A 25,898-nucleotide genomic window follows, 5' to 3' on the forward strand; every position below is an offset into this window, starting at 1 on the left:
GATCTTTATAAACATTATGGAACGGTATAGAACTAGTTCTTCAATAATTTCGACGGATGCGTACAATATTAGACCTAGCCGAATGATTTTTTAAAAAAAGGCTGTGCCTGAGAAGAGTTATGAAATTAAAGTACGAAAGACCTTTCAAGGCTGAACATAAAAATGAGGCTGGTGCAGCAACCAGAGTAGGATTAATCTCCCATGAGTGCTTCCCAAAAGGGAGCGATGGAGAAAACTAAATCGTACCGAGGGAGCTTAATAAAAAGAGCAGGCTATCGTAGCACCTGCTCATTAATGTGTGTCGTTCAACTATCGTGTCCTTTTAATATTTTTCTATCTTTAGTAACAATAGGGGTTTCAATCCCACTGCTCATTTTTTTGAATAGCAGGATCGCAAGAAGTAAAGCTATGCTTACAGCAGCAAGACCCAGCCAATTCAAATACAGGACTGATGTACGGCTGATGATAAGCCCGCCTAACCCAGATCCCAGTGCAAAACCAAATTGGATGAAGGAAGTATTTACGCTTAGGGCAATGTCCGGATTTCGAGGTGCTAGAGTAACCAAATATAGCTGCTGGGCAGGGGAAATACTCCAGGTTGCTAACATAAAGATCATTAAAACCAAGATCAATACAAAGAGATTGACACCAGCTAGAGCGAATAAAAGGAGAGTTGCTCCTTGTAACAGGAGTCCGAGACAAATTGTGAATTTCGATCCCTTTGCATCTGCCAATTGTCCGCCCACTCTTGATCCGACGAAGCTGCAAATTCCCGCCAGGAATAGAACACCGCTAATTTCGGTTATGGAAAGAGAGGATGTGGCTTGTAAGAAAGGCGTAATATAAGTAAAGAGCGTAGAGTAACCACCGATATAAAATAAAGTAATAGCCAAAGCAGTCAGAATTTTTGGATTTTTTAAGATGGAGAGCTGCATCCTGAGGGTAACTGCTTCTTCTTCTTTAATTGCCGGAACCTTTTTATATATGATAAGCAATGGAAGAACGCTTAATAAGCCAATCAAAATAAATAAAACTCTCCATCCAAACATCTCGCTAAAAAATGTGCCAATCGGAACACCCAGCACGAGCGAACTGCTGAGCCCCATCAAAATAATGCCGATGGCACGGCCTCTTTTTTCTTTTTCAACCAGTCGTGTTGCTACTGCCATGGCTACAACAGTCGCGATTCCTCCACTAGCCCCTTGAATAATTCGTACCCATAGTACTGTTTCGTAAGAAAGGTTTACAAACATAAGTCCGTTGCTGGCAATAAACACACTGAGAGTAGCCATAAGTAGTTTCTTGCGATCCATATTTATCGTTAAAGCAATCAGAATCGGAGAGACAATGGCCGCTGCGAGAGCAAATACAGTCACCAATAGCCCAGCTTCGGAAGTAGATACTCCCAAGTCCACGGCGATCATTTCAATGATTCCTGTAATAATGTATTCAATGGTTCCGATCAGAAAAACAGCCAGTGCCAGAACATAGATGATCAGGTTATTTTTCAATTCAAGTCACTCCTCCTCCCGTTATCTATTTATAATTGGAATTTGTAATTCCATTAATTGTGCATCTTGTTTTGTAGATAAGGGTAAATATATTTCCCTACCAGGTTCGTTTTCCTTGATCTGATAGTTATTTTTCTCAATCCATTTCGCTAAATCAACACAGGCAGTACAAGCAAAGGTAGAATCCGAACGAAAAGTCATTGTGGCCATCATCGGCTCTGGAGGAAGAATCCGTAGTTGAAATGCATCTGGAGATAATGGAAGCTCCCGAGTTAAAAAATATCCGACTTCAAATTCAAACTCATCCTCTTGTTCGTCTATTTCCTTCCACAAAACGACCTGGGGACTTTGAGCCAATTGGCGAGTTTCCTTTGTTAATAGTTGATTAAATGTACGAAAGAGATCTGGAATGTCTTCTTCTCTCCCGCGCGCTTTCAAAGAAAGAAACGGTTGAGTACCTTCTGCTTTGATCCTGATTTCTTGTCCTGTTTCCACTTGCCCCTCTCTATCTATAAGCTGCATACGCTCCTCAATTCGGGAGAGCTTGGCTTGTTCCATATCGATGATATGTTGGATTTCATTTTTTTTCAGCTTAAACATCCCTTGAATATGCTCCAATGTAATATCTTCGCGGAGCAACTGTATAATTTGTGGCAATGTGAACCCCAATTCCTTATAGATAAAGATTCGGTTGAGCTCAAGAAGCTGGTCTGCTGAATAGTAACGGTAGCCGGTGTCGTGATCCACCTTTCTCGGCTTTAACATGCCAATCTGGTCATAATAGCGCAATGTTTTTAAGGAGACCTTGCTTAGCCTGGAAAACTCACTGATTTTAAACAAAATATCACCTCCAATCTATAACATAATGGAAGTATACAGTTTCCCGTGCAGGGGGAAAGTCAAGTGTGCTAAGTTTTCATTCAAGCAAGAACATTTTCAGGTTTTTATCTATAAATACGGAATCTGGTTCATGCTGTCCGATGCCTGCGCAATGCCCCCACTTCGATTCAATCGGGAGGAAGAGCGCATCAGGCATATGTTGTGCCTCATATTTGTTATCTTGGGGAGGAAAGAAAAGGTCCGTGCTTCCCGGCATGACCAGTGCCCGTGCTGTAATCCTGCTTAATGCAAGTTCAAAATCGCCGTCATACACCGGATTTGCGCTAATGTCGCCGGTGATTCCGGTACGCAGCATGGTGATCAGGTCATTGGCGTCAAAGGTCAAAAACACTTGATCCCAGTAATCCACGAGATATTCCTCCAGTGTGTGGTAGCCCTCTTGCTGATAGAGCTGTTCCAGATAATAAGCCTGGGAGAAGCCCCAAGCCGCATAGACCCGACCCATGGCTGCCAATCCTGCTGTGGGCTGATGCGTGTAAAAGCCATTTTTCCAGGCAGAATCAGTCTGAAGGGCAGCGATCATTCCTTCAAATACAACCTTTGCATGTGGCCGGGTCTGTGCAGTCCCTCCGAATGGAGCGATTCGTTCGACCATATCCGGATAGCTTGCTCCCCACTGAAAGGTCTGCACGGCTCCGAGTGACCAGCCTACGACGAGGGCGATTTTCGTAATGCCAAACTTCTGGGTAACCAGTTGATGCTGCAGCCGCACATTATCATGAATCGAAACCTGCGGAAAATTAGCTTGATGATAGGGCGGGGGCGTATTGCTTGGCGAGGAGGATAATCCATTGCCCAACATATTAGGGATAATGATAAAATACTTTTCCGGATCCAGTGCCTTACCAGGTCCAATTAACCATTCATTATCGGTATGTTGGCCTGCAAACCAGGTAGGATAAAGGATGACATTGTTTTTTTCTGCATTTAGCGTTCCGTAGGTTTTGTAGGCGAGGACGGCATGTGGCAGGGTGGCACCGGATTGCAGCAGGACGTCCCCCAGTTCATAAATTTCATAATCTCTCATGTGAAAATCTCCTTTTCATAGCTAAAGATGAATTGCCTTTCTTGTCATCACTCTACGATGATGCTATTGTTAAGTCAAAGAAACGTTTATGAATAGAACGTTCATTTTTTTTGAATTAAGGGGTGGAATGTACCATGGAATTGCGCCAACTAAAGACCTTTCATACGCTTGCTTCCATACTCAACTTTAGCCGCGCTGCAGAAGTGCAAAACTATGTCCCCTCAACGGTTACGATGCAGATGAAGTCATTGGAGGAAGAACTGGGTGTCAAGCTGGTGGACAGATTGGGTAAAAAAGTGATCCTGACCGATGCGGGGAGAAGTTTTCTGCGCTATGTAGACAACATATTGAGTGAACTTGAAGAAGCACAGCATGCAGTCAAGCAATCCGGAGAGGTGACGGGTACGGTGGTTATAAGTGCAGATGAAACGTTGTTCACGTACCGTCTGCCGGCTGTACTGCGCCGGTTCCGCTTGCGCTATCCGGGGATTCGGCTGATGTTTCGACCGTTGGCTAATTCGAACCTCAAACAGAGCTTGCGGAAAGGGGACGCGGACATTATTTTTATGCTGGATGAGAACAAGGGCGAGACAGGATTTTGCGGAGAAAAAATGCTGGATGAGCCCTTTTATGTATTAGCAGCGCCCGATCATCCTTTGGCTGCAAGAACTGTGTTGGCCATTGAAGATTTTAATGGGGAGACCTTTTTATTGACGGAGAGGGGATGTTCCTATCGCACGTTTTTTGAACGAAGTCTTTCACAGAAGGGCATGGGAGGCATTACCGAATTGGAGTTTAACAGCGCTGAGGCGATTAAACAATGTGCGAAAATAGGCATGGGTATCGCCATATTGCCTGAAATGGCCGTAACCGCAGAAGTGAATCGGGGAGAACTGGTTCCGTTGCCATGGGATTTGACCGCCACATCGTTTGCAACCCAAATGTTTTGGCATGAAGAGAAGTGGATCTCACCTGCGATCGAAGCCTTTTTGAACTTGACCCGAGATACATTTTTGAAAAATAGCACCCTATAAAATAAAAATGTTGGACATCTGCGTTTCTTCGTAAAAATGGGCTGGGATCATGATTAGATAGAAAACAAGCTGGTTCCAGACACGGATCCAGCTTGTTCTTGTTAGACACTGAAGTTCTTCCCGTTGTATAGAATTATAATGAGGAAGACTCGATTAAATTAATTAATTGTACTAGTTTTAATAATGCACTCGAGTAGATCGAGTCCTGTCTATGTACAAAACATATCTCTAAATTCCGGTACCCTTCTGGCAGGCGATGGGAAGCGATCGTTCCCGACTCTTCCGCCTTAACAATCGATGATTTTGGAAGCAAAGACACGCCAAGACCAGAAGATACCCCACTTAGAATCACTTCCAACGTTCCAAACTCCATAATCTGATAAGAAGTAAATCCATTTTCATGTAGGAAGCGTTCAGCTTTTGTGCGATGTGTGCATCCAACATCAAAAAACAACATTGGCTTCGTAAGTAATTGGCGTACATCGCTCTTCTCCGGTTCCGAGATTAGAACCAATTCATCTTCAAAAGCTGGAATACTTTCAATATTTGGCTCTTCAATTGGTCCATAAACAAAAGCTCCATCAAGTTCATATTTCAGTACCTTTTGTAAGAGAGTATGTGTTTCACCTGTTATTAGCGATAGATCAACATCAGGGTAACGCGAGTGATAGTCGATCAAAAGTGGTGTCAGATGAATGGCAGCTGTCGTCTCGATTGAACCTACCCGGAGAGGACCGACAGGATGTTCCGAAAATTGTGAGGACTTCACAGCCTCGTCCATCAAAGTCAGTATTTTATCCGCATATTTCAGCAAATTTTCGCCTGCAGGCGTTAACGTCATCCCCCGATTAGATCGATAGAAAAGTGGTATCTTTAACTGAGCCTCAAGGTATTGAATACGGTTGGTCACATTGGACTGCACGTAGTTCAAGACCTCCGCAGCCTTCGTTACACTGCCCTCGCGAGCAACAGTTTGAAAAATTTTCAAGTCTTTAGTTTCCATATCTATATCACCTGCTTGGTATGATAATTTCTGATAGTCACGTTCGATTCTGTTCATTTTACTGAATAATATCCCCTATGTACAATTTTTAATAGATACACAGATACAACTTAGGAGGATATAAGATGAAAGCGATTGTACATGCAAACATTAGTGGTTTGAAGGGCTTAACGTATGAAGACATTAGTGAAAGAGCACCGGGCTATGGCGAAGTGAAAGTTAAGCTTAAAGCTGCAGGGTTGAACCATAGAGACTTGTTCATTATGGAAGATCGAAATGAAGGGGAGTCTCCCTTGATTATAGGTTCAGATGGTGCAGGAAGGATTGAAGCAGTCGGTGAAGGTGTGTTTAATCTTACAATAGGTGCCAATGTAATTATTAATCCATGTATCGGATGGGAGATGACCCATGAAGTTCCATCTGTTCCAGCAATACTAGGCGGTCCTTCAGATGGAACATTCGCCGAGTATGTTACCGTTCCAGCTACTAATGTCGTCAGCAAGCCGGCTTACCTGTCATGGGAAGAAGCGGGCGTATTGCCCTTATCTGCGCTAACAGCCTATCGAGCATTGTTCACGAGAGGACGCTTACAGCAAGGTGAACATATCCTCATTCCTGGAATTGGCGGAGGAGTAGCGACTTATGCCATGCTTATGGCGTTAGCGGTTGGTGCAAAAGTCAGTGTAACTTCACGAAGTGAAACCAAAAGACAAGCTGCACTCTCATATGGAGCTGAATATGCATTTGACAGTCATAGCAATTGGAAGGATAGTATAGGCGATGACACCGTAGACCTCATCCTAGATAGCATAGGCCCTGCAACGTTCCGACAATACTTTGATATCATTAAACCAAATGGCCGTATCGTCATGTTTGGAGCAAGCTCGGGAGACCAAATAGAGATTCCAATCAGAGACATATTCTTTCCCCAAATCAATATCATTGGCACATCAATGGGTAGCAGTGAAGAGTTCACTGAGATGCTTCAATTTATGGAACGTCACTCGCTTCATCCTATCATTGATAAGGTATATCCTTTACAAGATACAATTCAGGCATTTCATCGAATGAAACTGGGAGATCAACTGGGTAACATAGGAATACGAATAGATTAATCTAAAGTCTTTAATAGAGGCCTGGTATCTATAATGAAAATAATAAAGATGGATAAGAATAAGCGCTGACAAATGTGTCGGCGCTTTTTTTACTTCAAACTGAATATTCGAAGGGTTGACGATGTTGCTTCTTGCAAGCGCATTTGAAGTAAAATTGACAATTCGTATACATATGTATACAATCAATACTAAATTGATTTGTATACAATTGCATACAAGGAAGGGTGATTTATAATGAGAAGTGAAAAATTTAAGGACTATAAGAAAGAGGGACATCATCGTGGTGAGCGTCAGAAAGGAAGAGATGGTTCACAAGAACGTGGAGCAAAAACCTTTCGCCGGGGTAGAGCAATTGCTTTTTTAGAGAGGATGAATCTTAAGCGTTCAACCATTAAGCAACAGTTAGATAAACCAGAGTTTCAATCTATTCATCCAATTTTAGTCGGTGAATTAAAAGCCATTGATATGGTAATTAACGAATTTATTCAATTATTTGAAATACATGAAAATGAAGTAATGGATATACCCAACAATAATGAAGAAACAGAAAATTCGGTGTTGGATAGTAAAAAGTCTTTAGATAATGATGAGGAGGGAAATGGATTTAATGAAACAAATTAACAGTTATATCGATTCCGTGTTTCATAATCAAAATGCTCTTTTGGAGGAAGTCATTTCGTCCATTGAAGAAAACGGAATGCCCTCCATTTCGGTATCTCCTTCCTCTGGAAAACTTCTAACCATGCTTATATCAATTTCAGGGGCTAAAAATATTCTTGAAATAGGTGCTCTTGGAGGCTATAGCGGAATTTGCCTTGCCAGAGGATTCGGTAGAGAAGGAAAATTAACTTCCCTTGAATTAGAGGAAAGATACGCAAAGTTAGCATACAGCAATCTATCTAAAGCAGGCTTTGGCGATCAAGTATCATATATTACCGGGGAAGCTTTGCAAAGCCTCGAAAAACTAGTTGAGGATAACAAACGATTCGATTTTTTCTTTATCGATGCTGATAAAGAAAATTATGAAAATTACCTGAGATATTGCATTAGACTTGCGGATTCGGGTGCTTTAATAGTTACTGATAACGTTCTTGCTGGCGGTAGTGTAGCAGACCAGGGGGCTAAACCTAAACGTTATACTGAATTAATGAAGAGATTCAATGAAACTGTGGCCAATCATCCTCAATTAGGATCCCTTCTTATTCCAATCGGTGATGGGATGACTATTTCAAAAGTAAAGAAATGAGTCTAACATATTTGTTGCCTAATTTGATGAGAATCTAATGATGACATCCACCTTTTCCGCTTCATGTTATGACAGCTTAAAAAATCGTTAATACTGACAGTATCCCTCAAGGGTCGCAACAAGTGAAGACGGAAGATCTATTTCATCCTCAACATAGCTATTCCCAGGGACATAAATACCTTTGGAGGACAATCGCTCGATCTGAGCTGCCATTCGAGCCGAAAAACCTGGAGCGAGCAGTTCGGGGTTTAGGGCAACGATGAACAGACCTACACCAGGTGAGTGACTCCCTTCCTCGAAGGATGGAGCATCAAGTGACCAGTTAGCGCCTGTCGTACCTGCGGCGAGAATTTCAACCATGAGTGCGATATTGGCCCCGCGCACACCACCGAAAGCAAGTAAAGCCCCCTTGATCGCTTCACACGAATCAATTGTGTTTTGTCCCTTCCCATCGATGGCCCAGCCTTCGGGGATCATCTCCCCCCGTTCTGCCGCCATCCGTATGTTAACAAACGCCGTGGCGCTAGACGCCTGATCGATAACCAAGGGGGGCCTGTTGTCGACAGGCGCAGCGAATGCGAGAGGATTGGTGCCATAAACAGCCTCGCTACTTTGGCCTGCAGCCATTAAGGCAGATCCATTGGTCGCAGCCATTGCTACCAATCCCTTACGGGCGAGACGCCTTACGTAATAGCCCAATTCTCCAGCCGTATAGCTGTTCTTTAAAGCAAATACGGTTACACCATAAGCACTTGCCCGTGTATGCAATTCCTCGAATGCACGATCAAAACCAAGTTGGGCGATACCACCCTTGGCATCGACATGAATGAGTGTAGGGGCTGGAAAGAAGATCGCAGGCTCTTCTGTGCCAGTAATGCGACCACACGATAAGCCTTCTAGATAGTCGGGAAGATGAGCAAATCCAACCGAACTCCGACCGGAACATTCTGCAGCGACAGTTGCTTCAGCAAGAGAGATTGCCATCGCTTTACTCGCACCAGCAGCAACACACACGCGAATAGCAAACTCTCTTGCGCTCTTAAGATCGTATCGCATTAGCTATTTTCCTAAAACTTAACTGAATTTGTGGTTTGATTCCTTTCCTGTTTCCTCTGAGCATTTCATCACGCTCCCGACTGAATTTTCTTCTTTACTTGTGAATACAAGTTTTTATAATTATATCATGGAAATATGTTAGCCTAGACAAGCCACCGCCAGCCAATCTCATTGGTATGATCCAAGTATTTTTGTTTAATGATAGAAAGGATAAGAGTATTGTGTTTAGTATTTACTTATAAAAGGGAGTGGAAAAGTTTATGATTAGTAAAGTTGGTCAAATTATGTTGTATGTAAATAACCAAGATGAGGCAGTGGATTTTTGGACAGAAAAAGCAGGTTTTAGTGTAATTTCTGAAGAAAATAACGGTCAAGGAATGAGATGGATTGAAATTGCTCCAACAAAGGGCGCAGAAACAAGCATCATTCTGCACAATAAGGAATTCGTTGCTAAAATGTCGCCTGGATTAAATCTTGGCACACCTTCTTTAATGTTTTTTTCCGAAAATCTCGATGAATTATATAGCGACTTCTCCAATAAAAATATTAAAGTCGGAGAAATTGTAAATATGCCTTCCGGAAGAGTATTTAACTTTGCAGATAATGAAGAAAATTACTTTGCGGTAATGGAAATTAAATAAGTTAACAATGAGAGACGGCAGCCAGTTACACTGGCTGCCGTTATTTGCTCCTAATGATTTCACAATGAATTTCACGCCTTCATACCATGTCTGCTAATGTTAGTGGTGTCTAACAATTGAGGGGCAGTTCATTATGAGCAGCATGAATTCGAATATAGATTGGTTGATATATTTTTTCGGTGGAGTAAAGTATAAAATGAGAGAAATAGCCACCAAAATAATTTATTACGCATTCGTAGAATAAGAGTTAAATAGGGAGGAATATTTAGATGTCAAACCATGAAAACGAAGAAATGCTAACAGGAGGGAATGTCTCTAACGTTTATCGTTCGGGAGATACTGTGCGACGAGAATTAAAGCCAGATAGTCCAAAAATTCATAAGCTATTAAAGCATTTGGAGAACAAAGGTTTCAGTTATGCACCAAAGTTTTTAGGTATCGATGAAAAAGGAAGAGAGATATTATCATTTATTGAAGGAGAAGCTGGTAATTATCCTTTAAAAGAATACATGTGGTCTGATAATGTTTTAATAGATATAGCGAAAATGCTCCGTCTTTATCATGATTCTGTGAGTGATTTTTCATTGGATGATAGCTGGCAATCGATAGATAACACCCCCCAACAATTTGAGGTACTATGCCATAATGATTTTGCAATATACAACATTATTTTTAATCATGAAAGACCAATAGGTATTATTGATTTTGATGTCGCTGGACCTGGTCCAAGACTTTGGGATATAGCTTATACTCTTTATACTTGCGTCCCCTTAAGTAGATTTTATCTTTCTGAAACAGGTGAGAAAGTTTATTATAATTCACAGCATGCTAACCGTATAAAACAAAGAGTTAGATTGTTTTTTGAATCTTACGGTGAGGGAATAGAAGAAGATTATTTGGAAATGGTATTGCTACGATTAGAAGGGTTATGTAAAACAATTACAAGAAAAGCCAGTGAAGGTGACATTGCTTTTCAAAAGATGATAGATGAAGGGCATCTTGAACATTATCAAAACGATATTAAATTCATTCGTGACCATGGAAAAGAGTGGATTTAAGAGTAGGTTTTTGTTGAACTAACGGCTGAAGGGGGATCACCTTTTAGGTATGAGCGCTTAGCAGAGAAGCTGGACAACACAATAGCCATTAAGTGGCATCAAGGCCACCCTGTAGAAGAGGATTGGATTGTTGAAGCAGAAGCGGAGCTGGGATACAGCCTGCCGCCATCCTATCGCTGGTGGGTTAAGAAGTACGGCAACGCATTGCTTGAAGGCACGGAGATTTTGAAGCTTGCCCCGCGAGACTTAAGGGAATATGTCGATGCTGACATTTTGTATATCCACCGTCTACCCCGTCATTTGCAGTCTTTCTGGAGCAATTGATTGACGAACGCAGTGCTCGGAATTGATGTTTGTCGTGATAGCGATGGAGCAGGAGAGAACGGTATCTTGTTATCAAAGCTAAAGTATCATGCCTAAAAAGTCGCGATTACCGTGGCTTTTTTTGCTGTAATGAAATAAGTTCTTGCCCCAAGCAAGGACAAGAACATGTATTCATTAAAAATTATTTATATGTCTCGGACAGTACTTCTGTCATACCTACAAACCGGTCGCCAATCCCGGCATTTTTCAGATTTGTCTTCCGAAACGAGCAATGGCTGAATTGACGTGACACCAACGTAACATCCAGATTATGGATGGGAAATTTCACTAATAGGTTTCATAGACAAATTGGCTATTCATTTCAAGCTCGTGATTAAACACGACGTAAATGCATAGTTGCCCGGCTGGAGTATTACCTGCATCGTACCCCAACCGAATGGTGGCGTCTTCATGAAACCCAAGCTCGGACAAGACTAATTCAGTCACATCTTCGTCAGGATGAGTAGTGGCAATCAAGTCTATTGCTCGATGATGAAGCTGATCAAAGTGTTCCCAGGTTTTTCTGATTACGGGTGACAGACGTCTCATATCCGCCTTGGCTGGTACATACGCTGTTACGGAAAGTTCCTTGTCCTTATGACGGAGTGTGGTTGTATAGTAACATAGCGAGCTGTCGTATTGAAAAGTCCCCATTCCTTTGACGGTATGATCCGGCTCTACAAAGAGGTTATCGCCGTACTCCACCTGCTTCAGCACCGGATTATGGCGGGTATTCAGTTCCGAAAGTTTATTTTCCGAGCAGTAGAGCTCGATTAGAAGCGGATTATGGCTGAGATCCAAGCTTGTGAGATGATTTTGGAAACATCTTAAACTTTCTAAAACCCGACTGCGGGTTATATCCAAATTCTTTAAATGATTGCTATTGCAGCGGATTTCAACCAGGTTCGTGCAATTATGTATATTCAAGCTGATCAAATAATTGTTCCCACAATCAAGATACATGAGAGACGTATTCTGGTCTAAATCCAAATCGAATATGGAATTATAGCTGCAGTTCAGTTCCTTTAGGTTGATGTTATGCTCTAGGTGTAACTCTGAAATGATGTTCCAATAACAGACCAACTTGGTGAGCATGGGATTGTGGCTGATATCCAGATGCCGAAGGCGGTTAAAACCGCAATCCAGGGCTTCCAATTGGTCATTGGCCGTCAAATCCAATGAATGAATCTCATTTTTGTTACAAAACAGCTTCTTCAGTTTTGTGTTACGGTCCGTATTCAGAAAGGTAAGTTGATTTCCATTGCATTCCAACTTTATCAGGTTCGTATTTTTGCTAATGTCAAGTTCCGTCAAGTTATTAAACGAGCAATCAAGCTCCTCAAGAGATGTGAAGTGTTCAATCCCTTTCAGACTGCAAAATCGTCGATTCGCAAGCTGAAGGGATACGATTCCTTCCAGATCGCCTGTCTGTATCCGCCCGTGATTCCCGCAAAACTGTTCGAGTACAAATGCTTTAAAGCATTCATCCATGAAATCGTTGGTAATATCCATGACATATCTCCCCGTAAAATGGTTTCTCCGTTCAATCGTGCATGAAGCCTCGCTGTTTGACGAGATGTAACATGTTTAAAGTAATCTACTTCAAAAGCTATTGCAAGGCCAAGCGTGATTGAATCTGAAGCAATAGTCTATTTTTCGAAGAAGAGAAGTCTTACGGGTAAGTGGTATGTTCAGTACATTTGAGTTAATACAATTAAGAATAGAAGGGGAGCTCGCATCAAAGATGGTTCCGAGTCATTAAGCTAACGGGTAGGATAACGTAATAGCCACATAGAATAAACTTATAACGTGCTTTCATGGGATGAATGTCATCAGAATAATCAAAGGTTGCAATAAATCGAGGTGTGATCATATGACCAGGAGGATAGAAATGAATACATCAAATTCAACTTATAATGCAAGCAAAGCCAACATTGGAATTGAAGCAGAGATTAATCGCCTTAAAGCACAAGCTTTGATGGGATGGGAGAAGGAATATCAATATTTAAAGTGGTATGGCTTGGAAGATGGAATGAAGGTGTTAGAAGTGGGTTGTGGGCCAGGATTTGTTACGGAACAGCTTATTAAGAACTTACCAAAAAGTAAAATAACAGCATTAGATTTTGATAAAAAGCTACTAACTAATGCTAAACAGCTCAGTACTACCTCAAATGTCAACTTCATTCAATCCTCTGTTTATGATATGGGCCTTCCAGATAATGAATATGATTTCGCTATAGCTCGTTTAATTTTCCTTCACTTATACGAACCTGTAAAAGCAGCAGAAGAGATTTTTAGGGTGCTGAAACCTGGTGGGAAATTAGTAATCATTGATATAGATGATGGCATTTTTGGTGTTGTACAACCCAATATCGAGAATTTGCATTCGATCATTAACAAGTTAATTCGCATGCAAGGTGATGCTGGAGGTAATCGTGAAATTGGGCGAAGTTTACCCAGATTATTGAAAGAAACTGGTTATTGTAATATTAGTTTGGACGCAATTTCCCTACATAGTGATTTAGTTGGATTAGAAGGTTTTGTGGAGCAATTTAATCCAAAGAGATTTGAACCATTTTTTAGGAGTGGGATTCTATCTGAAAGTGACTTTCAACATATAGAAAAAGCGTATGAAAATTTATTAATTAATCCTGATTCATATGCTATGATGATTTTTCATTTAGCTTGTGGAACAAAGCCGTTAAATGGTTCGGATGATAAATGAATAGTTAGGCTCTAATGGGAACCTCCGCCGTCTTAACTTCCAGCGGGGCAGTGGAATTTCCTCCATCTCTTGGACAAAACTTATATTATAGCTGTGGGGTTTTGTGCTTGAGTAACGAACGTCCATCCGTATTAGAATATAAGAAATACCAGAATCAATATTAGAAGAACGGGATATTCAAGGCAATTTGTTATTAAATCTCGCCAACATTTCCATACACATGTTTAGATATGATTTCGTTGAAAGTTTTGTCCATCATAATACCCCGTACCACATTGCTCTGAAAAAAATACCTTATATCGATTCTAAGGGCTATGTTGTAACCCCCAGTGAACCAAATGCATACAAGTTGGAAAGATTCATTTTTGACTACTTCCGTTTGGCAGAAAAAGTTACAGTTTTAATGGTTGAACGGGAAGAGGAATTTGCTCCAGTAAAAAATAGAGAAGGACAGGACAGCCCTTTTACTGCAAGAAACCAAATTTTAAATCTCCATAAGAAATGGATAGAGAATAGTGGCGCCAGTATATTAGAACTAGAACAAAACCGACAAATTGAAGTATCTCCTTTAATCTCATACTCTGGAGAAGGAGTAAATGAAAATTTAGAAAAGATAATCACTGAGTCAGAAAGACGATTCAACTAACGGGCAGTTTACGATAATAAGAACCTGCAGCCTATACTTTACAGGAGAACAAACATTCGGTAGTCTATGTATAAGTAAATACATATAGTGGTGGCATTGATTCGTGCTACCCGATGGAGAAGGAGTGCGTCACATTGGAATTTAATAATCTAATTCTTTGGATTGGCGGTTCCCCCGACTCAGGGAAAAGCACGATAGCAAGGTACATCGTTCAAAAATACAACCTATCATACTATGATTATGATGGTAATGAGAATAGGCATCATGAAGAGATTTCCGCTCATTCAGTTGGTGCAGAAGAAATCCTTTCTTCGACTATGGAAGACAATTGGGTGTATATCACGCCAGACGAATTAGTTCATAGGTCAAATGCGTCATTTCGTGGTCGATTTCCTATGGTGGTCCGTGATTTATCTGCAATGAATGTTGATAATCCAATTTTAGCAGAAGGATTCGGACTTACGCCGAATCTAGTAGCCCCCTTTTTAGGCAATTCAAACCAAGCGATTTGGTTTGTGTCGGATGAACACTTTAAGATGACTTCTGCAAAGAAACGCAGAAAATTGTCAGGAGAATTTAAGACAATTGATATAGAAAACGTAGCACTGGAGAACTTGCATAAACGAGATATGTTAATTGACGTCCAAATAAGAGAAGAAGCAAACCAGCTCGGTCTAAAAGTTATCGAAGTAAATTCCTCAGTACCTTTTGAAGTTGCTGTTAAATTGGTTGAGAAGCAATTTGATGAATATCTAACATATTGGAGACGTCATTCTTGACCTGTAATTTTAACGGTGATGTTGAAGTAACGGCAGGATAGCGTAATATTTTGGTTGTAATTATAATGTTTAATAGGGCCATTTAATGGCTCCAATTCATGTTCATCAGGAGTTACCAATAACCTGTGTCGAAATATTTGAAAAAGGGCAAGTTGTGTGAAAAAGACTGAAAAAATTTACAACACTGCAGTAGAGGCAACTTTAGAGGTAATTGGTGGGAAGTGGAAACCTGTTATTCTCTTTCATCTGACATTCGGTAAGAAACGTAATAATGAATTTATGAACTTGATTCCCGCAATAACACAAAAGATGTTAACGCAGCACCTTCGGGAGCTTGAAGAAGAGGGCGTCATCTTACGTATTTCCTATAATCAGGTACCACCGAGAGTTGAGTATGAGTTGACAGACTACGGCTGGAGTCTAAAGGAACTCCTACATCTGATGTGCCGTTGGGGGGATTCACATATAGAGAGAAAGTACAAGGGAAAGGCTAACGTTCTGGTTAATCCAATGCTTACAGACGTAAATAACAGTTAAGAAACCGACCCAATATACAAGGTCGGCTTTCTTATTTTATACGATAGTTTAAGGGATGACTTTACGCTTTCGGAAGTCGTTGAAGATGTTCATAAACATTGCTTCGGTATCGACGAATTCGTGAAAGCCTAAACGACGAGCTTTAGTTCCGTCGGCAAAAAAATCGTAATCCCATGCAAACACGAAATCGCCGAATAGCCAAGAGGATACGTCTTTATAGGAATTCCGAGCAAGCCCATGCTTCTCAACCATTTTGTTCCAAAGCTGCTCCTTGTCCGCCATGACAACGTCCAGAGACATCTGCAACGGAGGCGCTGTTTCCATGCCAAAGTATTGAGCGATCTTCGGCCATAACTCATTCCAACGAAACAGATCGCCATTCGTAATGTTGAATGCCTGATTCGCACAGCGCTCGTCGGTCGCCGCCCATACTGTTGCTTTTGCGAGAAGCCCAGCGTCTGTCATCTCCAAGAGGCTGTTGTAAGCTCCCGACTTACCTGGAAACCGCAAAGGTATTCCAAGTTCCTTCGAAATTGAAGCGTAAATCGCTATGACCATTGCGAGGTTCATCGGATTTCCGAGCGAGAAGCCGCAGACTACAGAAGGACGGAGTGCCGACCAAGTCCAAGCCTTACCTTTTTGCCGTTGTTCTAAGAAATCTTGCTGATCAATATTGAACTCAGGAGGCATATGGTTAGCGTCTGTCTCACTAGCAGGAGTTTTGAACGGGCCGAGATGTGCACCGTATACCTTGTATCCCTGCATCAGACTGACATGTTTCAAGCCCGACGCGATTGGTTCGATCACTTCTACGATGTTCACTAACATGGCGAGATTCGGTGGAACAAGTTCAGCCCAAGTTGGACGGTCTTGGTAAGCAGCATAAAAAATGTGTGTTACCTCACTTAAATCGCTTAACTTCTCGTGAAGCTCGTCTATATTGAGTAGATCCGCAGCCACATATCGAACATGGTTGCTAGATTCTCCACCGCGACGCGATACGCCGATCACGTCCCAATCAGGGAGAGTGATGAGGTGATCGATGAGGTTGCGACCGATAACACCATTTGCACCCACGACTAAGGCGACTTTGCGTGTTGTTGTAGATTCAATATTCATAGTGTTTCAGCTCCTTCTGTACTATTTTTTGTACAACATTATTTTGCATCAACTAACCATACATAGGAAGTACGCACTTTAATGTGACATAAGCACTTTAAAGTAATCAAGGTATATTCAGACGAAAAGAAGTCAGTCAACTCTCTCTTTGGCTTTCCTAATCTCATGGTGGATGGGTATACTCGGCGCTAGCTTTTCAAAGGTAGATTAAGTTAACGGGAACGCTAGTTCAATGCAAACAGATTAAAACCTCTCATTGGAAGCAAACCTAGATTTAACAGGTTTAATGGGAGGTTTTATTATGAATTTAACTATCTCGCCTATTATTATGGGATTGGAACGTGGCTTCAGTAAAGAAGTTTACTTAGATAGTTTAAAAATTATTCCGTTTATGTGGATAATCGTAATTTTATCAGTAAGGTTGATTGCGGGACCGATCGTTGGTAAGCTGATGCCAAAATTCGTGGGACAGACAGATGGATTTAATGCCAGAGTATTATTAAATACTGTATTAAATGTAACGGTGTTATCTCTTTGGCTATCAATTATAGGAACTTGGGTGGGTACGAAACAAATAAGCTTAGAACCGTTTGAAAATTTCCTTCATATTTGGCCTAGAAACTTTGGTATAGCATTATGGATTGAATTGTTGATTGCACAGCCTATAGCAAGATTTGCAATGAAAAAATTACACGCAAGACAGGCGAGTAAAGCTGAGAGTGTAAATTCTTAACACGTAGGAGTGTGTGTCAGAACATAGGTAAATTTTTTTTCTTGTTTTGCCGATTGGTTTTTTTAAAAACCAGTCGGCTTTTTAATGCGATGAAATTGTAAGGGATTCATTATGTATGAGTTTAACGTAGGGAATTAAGTGCTCGTGTTTGCGTGTATTTATGTAGCAGGTTTAATTCTATGGTCACCAAGCAAAATGTGAGACAGATCTCCGTTTTTACGGGGGTCTATTTTCATTTGAGGAAATTGAGCGATTTGACTATTCATTTGTCCATATCCATTAAATCGATGGACTCATATATATGTTAAAGATTCGTTAATAAAAAAGGAGGGAAAATGAAATGTACAAAAGAACTGTCATAAGAAAGGCAAATAATACGGTCAAACAACTACAAGCACCTAGAAGACAAAACGGAATCCGGGCGAGTAGCGTTGCAAAGGCAATGAGAATGATGATTGCCGCACAAAGATCATTGAATACACAAAGACCGGTTGTTATTAATCAAAGAATTAGGAGAATAAGTACGGATCGAAATTGGGTAAACGCACTTGAAATCGAGCGAAATCCGGCATGGGTTGCGCCCCAATCTGGTGAATCGTACGTTTGGGGAAGAAATGACCCTAACGGTCCTGCTGCTGTGGTCGCCAGAAGATTTACGATTAGAGACGATATTGAGAGAGCTCGCTTATTCCTGTCCGTTGATAACTTTGCCATCGTTTTAATAAATGGACGGTCGGTAGTTATCGACAATCCGCAGGGCAATGTTTCATTCTTTAATCCTGGAAGAACGTTTAATATTAGGCGTTTCCTTCGGAGAGGTACAAATGATATTGTGATCGCCGCTTTTAACTTTCCGTCAAATGCAAACAGAAGCGGAGATAATCCGGCTGGTGTCCTTGCACGTATCGAAATTGAACTAGACTAAGCTAACGGGAAACTATAGTTCAATAATAACTAGGACAAGGCTGCAGGCATTAACCTGCAGCCTCTCTGCTCACAAAAGTTGACGGCTTCCCTAAATACTAGTATAAATCACTATCACATATATAATCTAAGAGAACTGGTAGGGGGGGATATACTGGTAGCGTCATACCCAAAAAAACAGAAGATAGGTGTCAGAGGACAATAACATATACATTTAGGGACCGCGTAGATACGCGGTTTTATTTGTTTGAGTATATATTACAAATATTTTACAAAAAGATCAGATGGAACAAGTCAAGTTAGCATAGTATATATTATGTTTAAAAATAACGACTTACTTTAGATTAACGATCCAATTACATCCAAATTTAATAATTCAATCAAATAAATGGGTTTATTATCCTTTAAATGTTAAAGTAATGTTATTAATCTGGAGAGAGAGGAGAAATAATTTATGAAAAAAACTCAAGACGGTACACTTAAAAATTGATTTAATCTTGTATTAATTATCGTTTTATTCGCAATTGGAACTGAATTATTAGCCAATAACTACACGCAGGCAAGAACAAGATTTAATTTCAACCCTTTCTATACAACGATGATTTCGATTGTGTGTTTCGGAGGTATTGGAGCTTTACTGGGCTTAAGTAACACAAATCTATCAGAAGATAGAACAATACATATTGATAAATCAAGATTGCTATTGCTAACTTTACCATCTTTTATCGTTTCTATGAGTCATATATGGGCATATTTCGGATTATTAAATTTTAATAAGTCGATCTATCCGTATATTCTTGAAAATAATTATATTATTGTCGTTTCTAGTATAATTTTAGGGTTTTCTGCACTCTCTAGTTTTACAATAAAAATGAGATTTATGAATTGATATTCCGTACCAATCTGTACATCAGTGCCGTTCTGCCCGGCATGATTCAAAACGAGATGAACGCATCGTTTCTGGATTCTCCCGAAGCACAGAAGCTCCCGGATCTCCTTTATATCTTTATAGGGAAAGGTACATCTGCATTGTCTAGTCAGTTCAGCGCTACTCGTTTAATATGGTTGACAGTTTATAAAAGGGAGCTCCCACGCTGTACACTGTGGAGCTCCCTTTTTCCAGTTACAGTGAGAGTTTCTGTGAGCAATGATAAAGCATGACGGACTTGCACACCCTTTGTACACTCAGTTGAACTGTTTTCGTGGTAACCTTGTACAGGGTGGCGGGTTGAATCCTGTGCTGCCCAACCTTCCGCATGGAATATGCGTTTGAGCACACAAGGAACATGCACGATTATAGGGGCTTGCTCCGTGTTTGTGGAGATGACTTCCGGTGTAATCCATTGCAGTAGGCGGTGGATACATATCTGAAAATCAGGCACAAATCTGCTTTCTATATAGAATGAACTAAAGAAATAATGACTTCAACGGAGAAGGCGGAATTATTCTGGAGAAACGACAGAGGTCGCCTTTGTCACCAGATTTCATCAACTGCATAAATACATTAAAAGAAATCTGGGGGCAACAGCGATCGGAAGAATAATCCGCATTCGTAGTGATGTTCAGACTAAAAATCTTTAGTTCAACTTATATAGATTGCCAAACTATAGAAGCACCGATATTTTTGAAGTTGACTTTGCCCTTAGGGTAAGATGTACAGTGAAATTGAACAAAGTTTCGATATTTAAAGCATTTTGTCTGTTTTAAAATATGAAGAATGGAGGTGGCTTGTTGCTATCAATTGGAGAATTTTCAAAGATATGCGAAGTATCTACAAAAACGCTTCGATATTATGATGAAATTGGATTAATTCATCCCGATGAGATTAATCTTGAAAACGGTTATAGGTATTATTCCATCAGGCAACTAAAAAAAATGCTCTTTATCAACCGTTTGAAATCCTATCATTTTTCTTTGGATGAAATCAAAGCCATTCTGGAATCGGAAGAGGATCAATCAGAAGAGAATCTTTATTCTGCCCTTAATCGTAAGCGAAGGGAAATACAGGAACAGCTAAACGCTTTTGAATATACCCTAAAACAAATGAGTAATGATATTTTAAATTTAGAGAAGGGCATACCAATGATGTCATACCTTGACAATATAGAAGTGCAACTTGTTGAAACCCAGCCAATGAATATCCTTTATATGCGTCAGATGATGAGTAGTGATGACTATGCTCTAGGATATGGAAAGTATTTTAGGAGGCTATATGAAAAGATTGCTACTGAAAAACTCACCTTGCTTGGTACGCCAATGACGATTTATCACAGCCCTGAATACAATCCTATCGGCAATGATACAGAGTTTGCCATCCCGATAGAGGAGACTGTGAAGGGAACGAGAGATCTGCCTGGGGGACTTTGCGCGAAGTCTGTTGTAAAGGGTTCATATGCAGAATTGACATCGGTATATGCAAAGCTAAGGGAATGGGTGGAAAATAAAGGATATGATTTGGTGAAATCACCATATGAAGTATATGTAACCGACCCCAATCAAGCCACCGTTCCTGAGGATATGATTACCGAGGTATATTTTCCTGTAAAGAAAAAATAGTAGCACGACCTGACATTATCATTAACGCTCGCTAAACAAAACAAAAAACGTCTTTTAGAGAGGTATCTATAATGGAAAGAAACTACTGGCCAACTACAGAATGGCAAACCGTAGACCCGGCAACCTTGAGAATGGACTCTGAAAAGCTTTCAGAGCTTGAACCTATAATAAAATCCGAGTATAGCAATATAAACGGTATTGTTGTTGTGAGAAATGGGTCTATTGCTTATGAAAGATATTATAATGGCTATGGCCCGGATGATGCGCACCATGTGGCTTCTGTAACGAAAAGTATAATATCTGCCCTCATTGGTATTGCCATAGATGCAGGATATATTAAAAGTGTAGATCAGAAGGTGCTGGAATTTTTCCCCGAGTATGTTCCCGGTGCTGCTGATAGGCAAAAACGAGAAATCACCATACGCCATCTTCTCACGATGACGGCTCCCTATCCATTTGAGGACTGGCACGAACCGCTGGACAAGATGTGTATGCAACCCGATTGGGTAAAGTATACGCTGGATATGCTAGGCCAAAAGGGGAATATTGGAGCTTTCAAGTATTCCACCGCAGGGGCGCATCTGTTATCGGCTATCATCACTCGCAGCACAGGAAAAAGTGCCCGTGAGTTTGCGGGCGAACGCTTATTTAAACCGATCGGCATGAAAGAAATTCCAGATTATGAAATGAAATCATTTGGGTTTGAGGATTTATTTGGGAAGAATGTGAGAGGGTGGGTGAAAGACCAGGACGGTATCTCCACAGGAGGGTGGGGGCTTACGTTAACACCTCGTGATATGGCACGTTTTGGTTTTCTATATCTGAACCGTGGCATTTGGGATGATGGTCAGATTATTTCGGGGACATGGATTGACGAATCAACAACGATGAACCCCAATAATTACGGTTATCTATGGTGGTTACGCGAAGAGGACGGAGTTTCTGCATTCTCGGCACTAGGTGATGGCGGCAATGTCATTTGCTGCATACCGGAAAAAGACCTGGTTGTAGCCATAGCATCAGAATTTATCGTTGATCCTCGTGATCGGTGGACACTGATAAAAGAGTGCGTTATCCCGGCTATCATAGACTAAATATATTATCGCCAAGTCTGGCAAAATACTTTGTAATCTACATATATACGAAATCAGTAGAACCTCTGTATTTGCAGAGGTTCTTTGGCTTATGACACAATATATATAATGGCATGTCAATTGAGCAATTGCTGTGGAGGTACCTGCCGATTAATTTCGAAAAACCAATCAGACATATACATAGTAACGCGTGCTTAATAATACAAACGAGTTTTTTATGGGAATTTGACAATTGACCATGGTTGTTGAGGAGTGATCAGATCCATGGTATTAATTGAATATAACTTCCCCTAAGGAGAGCGTCCATTGAATCTAAATGACTTGAATCAGTTAAGAAACCTTTTTTTGAAGAATGCAAACCCATTTCTAGCCCTCAAAATGAAAAGTTATATGCGTAATCAATTTGAATTCTTCGGCATACAGTCGCCGTTAAGAAGAGAACTCACATCACAATTTCTAAAAGAATACGGTTTCCCTCATGAAGAACAAGTCGTTGAAACGATCACAGAGCTGTGGAACATGAACGAAAGAGAGCTCCAGAATGCGGCTCTTCAGGTAATCGATATGAGAAAGCGCAAGTTTCATCAGGAAGATATCAAACTTATTGAACAGATTACGATAGAAAAATCCTGGTGGGATACCGTTGACCATATCGCTTCCAATCATGCTGGGCATTATTTTTCACTATATCCCGAACAGCTGTTTATCGCAGATCGATGGATAGAGTCCGATAACTTTTGGCTGCAGCGGTCGGCTATTCTGTACCAGTTGAAGTATAAGCATAATACGGATGCCGAGAGACTATTCACTTATATAAGGAAGGTCTCTGAATCCAATGAGTTTTTCATACAAAAAGCAATCGGATGGAGTCTTCGCCAATATAGCAAATATAATCCTGAAGCGGTCAGAGATTTCGTAGAATCGAATCCTTTATCCAATCTAAGCAAACGGGAAGCTTTGAAAGTTCTGAATCGGACAAGCTTATCTTAGTCTAAACTGCACGGAAACTTACCTGATTTGATCATCTGGAAAAGATTCGGAAAAAAATGTGGAGACGAAGCTTCATTTTTGGGCAGCACCGGAAGCTCAAATCTTCGAGTAATGAAATTCACATGATGATTTGTGTCTAATGACACAAAAGTCCCTTTCATAAAGTTCTAAAAGCCTGATTTTTCGGGCTTTTTTATTGTACAAGAAATCCCCCAGTTAGACTGGGGGATCAGGAAAGCTTATAGCTATGAATAGTCATCCTCTTCAGGACTCACCTACAACTTCGTTCAATAAAAAGATCCTCCATCGCTTTACAAAAAGAGGGCTAGTGCTGCGAGATCTCTACTGCTTCTTCTTCCGTCAACGCATAGCGGTACAGCCGAACCTCGTCGATAAGGCCGTTCAGCGTGGAGGACGAGTTATGGCCGACGGTCAGCGACAGCTTGTTTGATATGTTACCCCCGGTCAGCGATGCATTTTCTCCGACCAATATTCCGTCTACGTACAGCCTCAGTCCCGTGTCCCGGTCCGCTACGGCGGCGACATGATGCCACTTGCCGTCCGCGTACGCCCGGGTCGATTGCACGACATCGGCAGTGCTGCCGTAATCGAGCCAGAAACGGATCGTATCGTTGCTCTCGATTCGCAGGGCATAGGAGGCGTTCGTATCCCCCTTATTTATGATATATCTCGGCGTACCGGAAACGTCGGTCTTAAACCAAGAGGTCAGGCTGAAGTCCCGGTCTGTACCGAAGTCATAGGCGCCGGAATCCGGATCGCCCAGCTTGACGAATTGTCCGCTTCCTGAGAATTGGACGGCTCCTCCCGATTTACCCGCGGAGCTGCGCGCCGCGCCGTTCAGCAGCATCCCGTATTCATAATCGCTTACGGCGTTAGCCGTGACAATGCCGCTTCCCGCAGCCGGCTCGTCAAAGCTCCAGCTGCCGGCAACACCGCCAAGACCGAGCACCTCAAGTTCGTCCAGGACGTAATTGTATAGCTTAACCTCGTCGATCAGTCCTTTCAGCGTCAAAGCTGAATCGGAACCGATCGTCAGCGGCAGGGCACTGGATATGCTTCCTCCCGGCATGGCCGATGATTGCGCGACAAGCGCTCCGTCGACATACAGCTGCAGTCCGGCATCGCGGTCCGCCGCGCCGACGACATGATGCCATCTGTCGTCTGCAAAGGAAGCGGCGGACTGTACGGCATCGAACGTGCTGCCGTAATCGAGCAGGAACCGAAGCGAGCCGTCCGCTTCGAAACGGAGCCAGAAGGATCCATTCGTGTCGCCTTTGTTGACGATATATTGGATCGAACCGGTATGGCTTGTTTTGATCCATGCGGAGACGCTAAAGTCCTGTGCCACTCCGAAGTCAAACGAGCCGTCCGTTGGATGGCCGAGGTTGACGTGATCGCCGGCTTCGGTAAAGCTCAGCGCTGCGCCGAAGCGTCCTTCCGTGCCCGGTACGGCACCTGTGATCGAGCCGTCATGCCCTGCACCCGATGTATCGGCGGCCGTTGTCCCGGCCGTTTCGTCCAGCGGCCAGCTTCCAAGCAAGGACCGGTTCCACCAGATTCGCGACACAATGGTGCTATTAGGCTGAAGCGACTTCCATTCATTGCTGGTCACGATGCTCAGCTCCGGCGTGACGTTTAGCGTGCCGAAGTTTCCGAGCTGCGCGCGGTCGGTCGTGTTCGGCATCACGTTGCGCTCCGTTTCCTTCTTCAGCCTGAGTGTCACCGGATTCACCTCCGCCATCCAAAGAGGCGCCCGATACCGAAACACATCCGAATTGACGGCGTCCTGCCGGGTATATACGAGATACAAACCGTCCGGACGCGTAATCCAATGCATCTGCGTATTCATGCTGCCGGAGACAGGAGTGCCGTCCTCCCACAGCAGATCGACGGCAGGCTGCCAGACGATACCGTCCGCACTCTTGGCCAAGCGGTTATTCGTGTCATCCCGGCTCGTCAGGAAGTATTCACCGCCGAACTCCGTCAGCGAAGCCTCGATGCCTGAGCGATTGCCGTGCGCGCCGGTGTTCGGGACTGTGCCGCTTATGCTCTCGTATGTCAACGTGGTCCCGTCGAAGGAAGCGATCACGACTTGCAGCGCACCCGAGCCGGTGATCGAATGGATCGGCCATTGCACCTTGCCAGTCCGCTCGTCTATGTACGGGTAGGAGCTTCCCGCATGACCGAAGTCTTGCGACCAATCGAAGAGCTGCCAATCTGCGCTCCATGCTCCTGTTGCCTGATCGTAGACGGCATAGGCGGGATAGGTTTGCTTTTTGGCGTAATTGGCGTCGTACGACTGGGCCATGCCGAGCAGTAACACATTGCCGGTAGCGGCGTGATAGACGGGGACGGGATCGATCAGCATGCCCATATAGCCATTCGGAAGCGTCTTCCAATTGTATTGTGGAATAACGGTGTAAGGCGTCCAGTTGTCTCCAAGATCGGTGCTGATCGTGTAGGCGATGTCGTAAAACACGTCGGTGTGGTTGTCGTTCAAATCCTTGGACGCCGTGCACAAAATCGCCGGAGCGCCATCTTGGCCTTGGCCCGGCAGGGCGGCACAGCGCGTATGGGACCACCAAAAATCGTTGGTGCCGTTATTGGCATAGATCCGTTTCGGATCGACCCTGTAACCGGAAGCGGCTGCAGGCAGCGCCAAAGTGGCCATTAGACAAACGAGCAGCAAACAGGAAACGGCTTGTTTCAAGGGATTCATCAGCTCCTTGGGATACAAAATATGAAACGCTTTCATATAAAATCATACCAAATCGACCCTTTCCAACCTATTGGACAGAGTCTAGATTTGGTAGACTTTTT

24 protein-coding genes are annotated in these 25,898 nt (G+C 42.3%); 16 read left to right on the top strand and 8 right to left on the bottom strand.

Annotated features, from left to right (window positions below; translation table 11 throughout):
• Positions 1–305 precede the first annotated feature (305 nt).
• The 3 genes from B9N86_RS13275 to B9N86_RS13285 all read right to left on the bottom strand — a co-directional run bounded on the left by B9N86_RS13275 (position 306) and on the right by B9N86_RS13285 (position 3,438).
• Positions 306–1,511, bottom strand: coding sequence for an MFS transporter (locus B9N86_RS13275; protein ID WP_208919697.1), 1,206 nt, complete (start codon positions 1,509–1,511; stop codon positions 306–308).
• A gap of 21 nt (positions 1,512–1,532) precedes the next feature.
• A complete protein-coding gene (locus tag B9N86_RS13280) occupies positions 1,533–2,351 on the bottom strand; it encodes a MerR family transcriptional regulator (protein ID WP_208919698.1) in 819 nt (272 codons plus the stop codon).
• A gap of 76 nt (positions 2,352–2,427) precedes the next feature.
• Complete coding sequence (locus B9N86_RS13285) at positions 2,428–3,438, bottom strand: alpha/beta fold hydrolase (RefSeq protein WP_208919699.1); 1,011 nt, start codon at positions 3,436–3,438, stop codon at positions 2,428–2,430.
• Between the two features lie 134 nt (positions 3,439–3,572).
• On the opposite strand from B9N86_RS13285, the gene B9N86_RS13290 reads away from it, so the two are divergent.
• Positions 3,573–4,472, top strand: coding sequence for a LysR family transcriptional regulator (locus B9N86_RS13290; protein WP_208919700.1), 900 nt, complete (start codon positions 3,573–3,575; stop codon positions 4,470–4,472).
• A gap of 133 nt (positions 4,473–4,605) precedes the next feature.
• Here the strand turns inward: B9N86_RS13290 and B9N86_RS13295 are convergent, their stop codons facing one another.
• Positions 4,606–5,475 carry a LysR family transcriptional regulator gene (locus tag B9N86_RS13295; protein ID WP_208920347.1) on the bottom strand — a complete coding sequence of 290 codons (870 nt, stop codon included), beginning with the start codon at positions 5,473–5,475 and terminating at the stop codon, positions 4,606–4,608.
• Between the two features lie 125 nt (positions 5,476–5,600).
• On the opposite strand from B9N86_RS13295, the gene B9N86_RS13300 reads away from it, so the two are divergent.
• The 3 genes from B9N86_RS13300 (at position 5,601) to B9N86_RS13310 (ending at position 7,836) form a co-directional block, all read left to right on the top strand.
• Positions 5,601–6,590 carry a zinc-binding dehydrogenase gene (locus B9N86_RS13300; RefSeq protein ID WP_208919701.1) on the top strand — a complete coding sequence of 330 codons (990 nt, stop codon included), beginning with the start codon at positions 5,601–5,603 and terminating at the stop codon, positions 6,588–6,590.
• Positions 6,591–6,824: 234 nt separating this feature from the next.
• Positions 6,825–7,211 (top strand): hypothetical protein, encoded by a 387-nt coding sequence (locus tag B9N86_RS13305; RefSeq protein ID WP_208919702.1) that lies wholly within the window; start codon positions 6,825–6,827, stop codon positions 7,209–7,211.
• Positions 7,198–7,836 carry an O-methyltransferase gene (locus tag B9N86_RS13310; RefSeq protein WP_208919703.1) on the top strand — a complete coding sequence of 213 codons (639 nt, stop codon included), beginning with the start codon at positions 7,198–7,200 and terminating at the stop codon, positions 7,834–7,836. The genes B9N86_RS13305 and B9N86_RS13310 overlap by 14 nt, the downstream gene beginning before the upstream one ends.
• A gap of 87 nt (positions 7,837–7,923) precedes the next feature.
• On the opposite strand, the gene B9N86_RS13315 is transcribed toward B9N86_RS13310, so the two are convergent.
• The gene (locus B9N86_RS13315; protein WP_208919704.1) at positions 7,924–8,892 is read right to left on the bottom strand and encodes an Ldh family oxidoreductase; all 969 of its coding nucleotides are present in this window, start codon (positions 8,890–8,892) and stop codon (positions 7,924–7,926) included.
• A gap of 260 nt (positions 8,893–9,152) precedes the next feature.
• Here B9N86_RS13315 and B9N86_RS13320 point away from each other — a divergent pair, with 260 nt between their 5' ends.
• The 3 genes from B9N86_RS13320 to B9N86_RS30290 all read left to right on the top strand — a co-directional run bounded on the left by B9N86_RS13320 (position 9,153) and on the right by B9N86_RS30290 (position 10,915).
• Positions 9,153–9,533 (top strand): VOC family protein, encoded by a 381-nt coding sequence (locus B9N86_RS13320; protein WP_208919705.1) that lies wholly within the window; start codon positions 9,153–9,155, stop codon positions 9,531–9,533.
• Positions 9,534–9,802: 269 nt separating this feature from the next.
• Positions 9,803–10,591: a phosphotransferase gene (locus B9N86_RS13325; protein WP_208919706.1), complete on the top strand. Its 789-nt coding sequence runs from the start codon at positions 9,803–9,805 to the stop codon at positions 10,589–10,591.
• An 87-nt stretch (positions 10,592–10,678) separates the two neighbouring features.
• Positions 10,679–10,915 (top strand): SMI1/KNR4 family protein, encoded by a 237-nt coding sequence (locus tag B9N86_RS30290; RefSeq protein ID WP_280174996.1) that lies wholly within the window; start codon positions 10,679–10,681, stop codon positions 10,913–10,915.
• A 327-nt stretch (positions 10,916–11,242) separates the two neighbouring features.
• Here the strand turns inward: B9N86_RS30290 and B9N86_RS13335 are convergent, their stop codons facing one another.
• Positions 11,243–12,466 carry a leucine-rich repeat domain-containing protein gene (locus tag B9N86_RS13335; RefSeq protein WP_208919707.1) on the bottom strand — a complete coding sequence of 408 codons (1,224 nt, stop codon included), beginning with the start codon at positions 12,464–12,466 and terminating at the stop codon, positions 11,243–11,245.
• A 379-nt stretch (positions 12,467–12,845) separates the two neighbouring features.
• On the opposite strand from B9N86_RS13335, the gene B9N86_RS13340 reads away from it, so the two are divergent.
• The 4 genes from B9N86_RS13340 (at position 12,846) to B9N86_RS13355 (ending at position 15,641) form a co-directional block, all read left to right on the top strand.
• The gene (locus B9N86_RS13340; protein WP_208919708.1) at positions 12,846–13,679 is read left to right on the top strand and encodes a class I SAM-dependent methyltransferase; all 834 of its coding nucleotides are present in this window, start codon (positions 12,846–12,848) and stop codon (positions 13,677–13,679) included.
• A gap of 220 nt (positions 13,680–13,899) precedes the next feature.
• Positions 13,900–14,325: a glycosyltransferase family protein gene (locus tag B9N86_RS13345; protein WP_208919709.1), complete on the top strand. Its 426-nt coding sequence runs from the start codon at positions 13,900–13,902 to the stop codon at positions 14,323–14,325.
• A 134-nt stretch (positions 14,326–14,459) separates the two neighbouring features.
• On the top strand, positions 14,460–15,104 hold the full coding sequence (locus tag B9N86_RS13350; protein ID WP_208919710.1) for a nucleoside/nucleotide kinase family protein: 645 nt from the start codon (positions 14,460–14,462) through the stop codon (positions 15,102–15,104).
• 156 nt (positions 15,105–15,260) lie between these two features.
• Positions 15,261–15,641, top strand: a complete 381-nt coding sequence (locus B9N86_RS13355; protein ID WP_208919711.1) for a winged helix-turn-helix transcriptional regulator — start codon at positions 15,261–15,263, stop codon at positions 15,639–15,641.
• A gap of 48 nt (positions 15,642–15,689) precedes the next feature.
• On the opposite strand, the gene B9N86_RS13360 is transcribed toward B9N86_RS13355, so the two are convergent.
• Entirely contained in the window at positions 15,690–16,760 is a 1,071-nt protein-coding gene (locus B9N86_RS13360; RefSeq protein ID WP_208919712.1) for an SDR family oxidoreductase, read from the bottom strand.
• Between the two features lie 301 nt (positions 16,761–17,061).
• Between B9N86_RS13360 and B9N86_RS13365 the strand changes: the two genes are divergently transcribed.
• The 5 genes from B9N86_RS13365 (at position 17,062) to B9N86_RS13385 (ending at position 23,057) form a co-directional block, all read left to right on the top strand.
• A complete protein-coding gene (locus B9N86_RS13365) occupies positions 17,062–17,493 on the top strand; it encodes a DUF2798 domain-containing protein (RefSeq protein ID WP_425298586.1) in 432 nt (143 codons plus the stop codon).
• Between the two features lie 340 nt (positions 17,494–17,833).
• The gene (locus B9N86_RS13370; protein WP_208919713.1) at positions 17,834–18,418 is read left to right on the top strand and encodes a hypothetical protein; all 585 of its coding nucleotides are present in this window, start codon (positions 17,834–17,836) and stop codon (positions 18,416–18,418) included.
• Between the two features lie 1,730 nt (positions 18,419–20,148).
• Positions 20,149–20,973 carry a MerR family transcriptional regulator gene (locus B9N86_RS13375; protein ID WP_208920353.1) on the top strand — a complete coding sequence of 275 codons (825 nt, stop codon included), beginning with the start codon at positions 20,149–20,151 and terminating at the stop codon, positions 20,971–20,973.
• 71 nt (positions 20,974–21,044) lie between these two features.
• Complete coding sequence (locus tag B9N86_RS13380) at positions 21,045–22,067, top strand: serine hydrolase domain-containing protein (protein WP_208919714.1); 1,023 nt, start codon at positions 21,045–21,047, stop codon at positions 22,065–22,067.
• A gap of 345 nt (positions 22,068–22,412) precedes the next feature.
• Positions 22,413–23,057 (top strand): DNA alkylation repair protein, encoded by a 645-nt coding sequence (locus B9N86_RS13385; RefSeq protein ID WP_280174997.1) that lies wholly within the window; start codon positions 22,413–22,415, stop codon positions 23,055–23,057.
• Between the two features lie 325 nt (positions 23,058–23,382).
• Here the strand turns inward: B9N86_RS13385 and B9N86_RS13390 are convergent, their stop codons facing one another.
• Complete coding sequence (locus B9N86_RS13390) at positions 23,383–25,833, bottom strand: sialidase family protein (RefSeq protein ID WP_208919716.1); 2,451 nt, start codon at positions 25,831–25,833, stop codon at positions 23,383–23,385.
• Positions 25,834–25,898 lie beyond the last annotated feature (65 nt).

It is taken from the genome of Paenibacillus uliginis N3/975 (genome assembly GCF_900177425.1).
Taxonomy (GTDB): domain Bacteria; phylum Bacillota; class Bacilli; order Paenibacillales; family Paenibacillaceae; genus Paenibacillus_AQ; species Paenibacillus_AQ uliginis.

Coding starts and splice junctions, on each gene's coding strand:
- B9N86_RS13325 (WP_208919706.1), top strand. CDS start 9,803: ATGTCAAACCATGAAAACGAAGAAATGCTAACAGGAGGGAATGTCTCT.
- B9N86_RS13300 (WP_208919701.1), top strand. CDS start 5,601: ATGAAAGCGATTGTACATGCAAACATTAGTGGTTTGAAGGGCTTAACG.
- B9N86_RS13340 (WP_208919708.1), top strand. CDS start 12,846: ATGAATACATCAAATTCAACTTATAATGCAAGCAAAGCCAACATTGGA.
- B9N86_RS13320 (WP_208919705.1), top strand. CDS start 9,153: ATGATTAGTAAAGTTGGTCAAATTATGTTGTATGTAAATAACCAAGAT.
- B9N86_RS13285 (WP_208919699.1), bottom strand. CDS start 3,438: ATGAGAGATTATGAAATTTATGAACTGGGGGACGTCCTGCTGCAATCC.
- B9N86_RS13390 (WP_208919716.1), bottom strand. CDS start 25,833: ATGAAAGCGTTTCATATTTTGTATCCCAAGGAGCTGATGAATCCCTTG.
- B9N86_RS13295 (WP_208920347.1), bottom strand. CDS start 5,475: ATGGAAACTAAAGACTTGAAAATTTTTCAAACTGTTGCTCGCGAGGGC.
- B9N86_RS13290 (WP_208919700.1), top strand. CDS start 3,573: ATGGAATTGCGCCAACTAAAGACCTTTCATACGCTTGCTTCCATACTC.
- B9N86_RS13315 (WP_208919704.1), bottom strand. CDS start 8,892: ATGCGATACGATCTTAAGAGCGCAAGAGAGTTTGCTATTCGCGTGTGT.
- B9N86_RS13380 (WP_208919714.1), top strand. CDS start 21,045: ATGGAAAGAAACTACTGGCCAACTACAGAATGGCAAACCGTAGACCCG.
- B9N86_RS13345 (WP_208919709.1), top strand. CDS start 13,900: ATGTTTAGATATGATTTCGTTGAAAGTTTTGTCCATCATAATACCCCG.
- B9N86_RS13310 (WP_208919703.1), top strand. CDS start 7,198: ATGAAACAAATTAACAGTTATATCGATTCCGTGTTTCATAATCAAAAT.
- B9N86_RS13360 (WP_208919712.1), bottom strand. CDS start 16,760: ATGAATATTGAATCTACAACAACACGCAAAGTCGCCTTAGTCGTGGGT.
- B9N86_RS13365 (WP_425298586.1), top strand. CDS start 17,062: ATGAATTTAACTATCTCGCCTATTATTATGGGATTGGAACGTGGCTTC.
- B9N86_RS13335 (WP_208919707.1), bottom strand. CDS start 12,466: ATGGATATTACCAACGATTTCATGGATGAATGCTTTAAAGCATTTGTA.
- B9N86_RS13305 (WP_208919702.1), top strand. CDS start 6,825: ATGAGAAGTGAAAAATTTAAGGACTATAAGAAAGAGGGACATCATCGT.
- B9N86_RS13370 (WP_208919713.1), top strand. CDS start 17,834: ATGTACAAAAGAACTGTCATAAGAAAGGCAAATAATACGGTCAAACAA.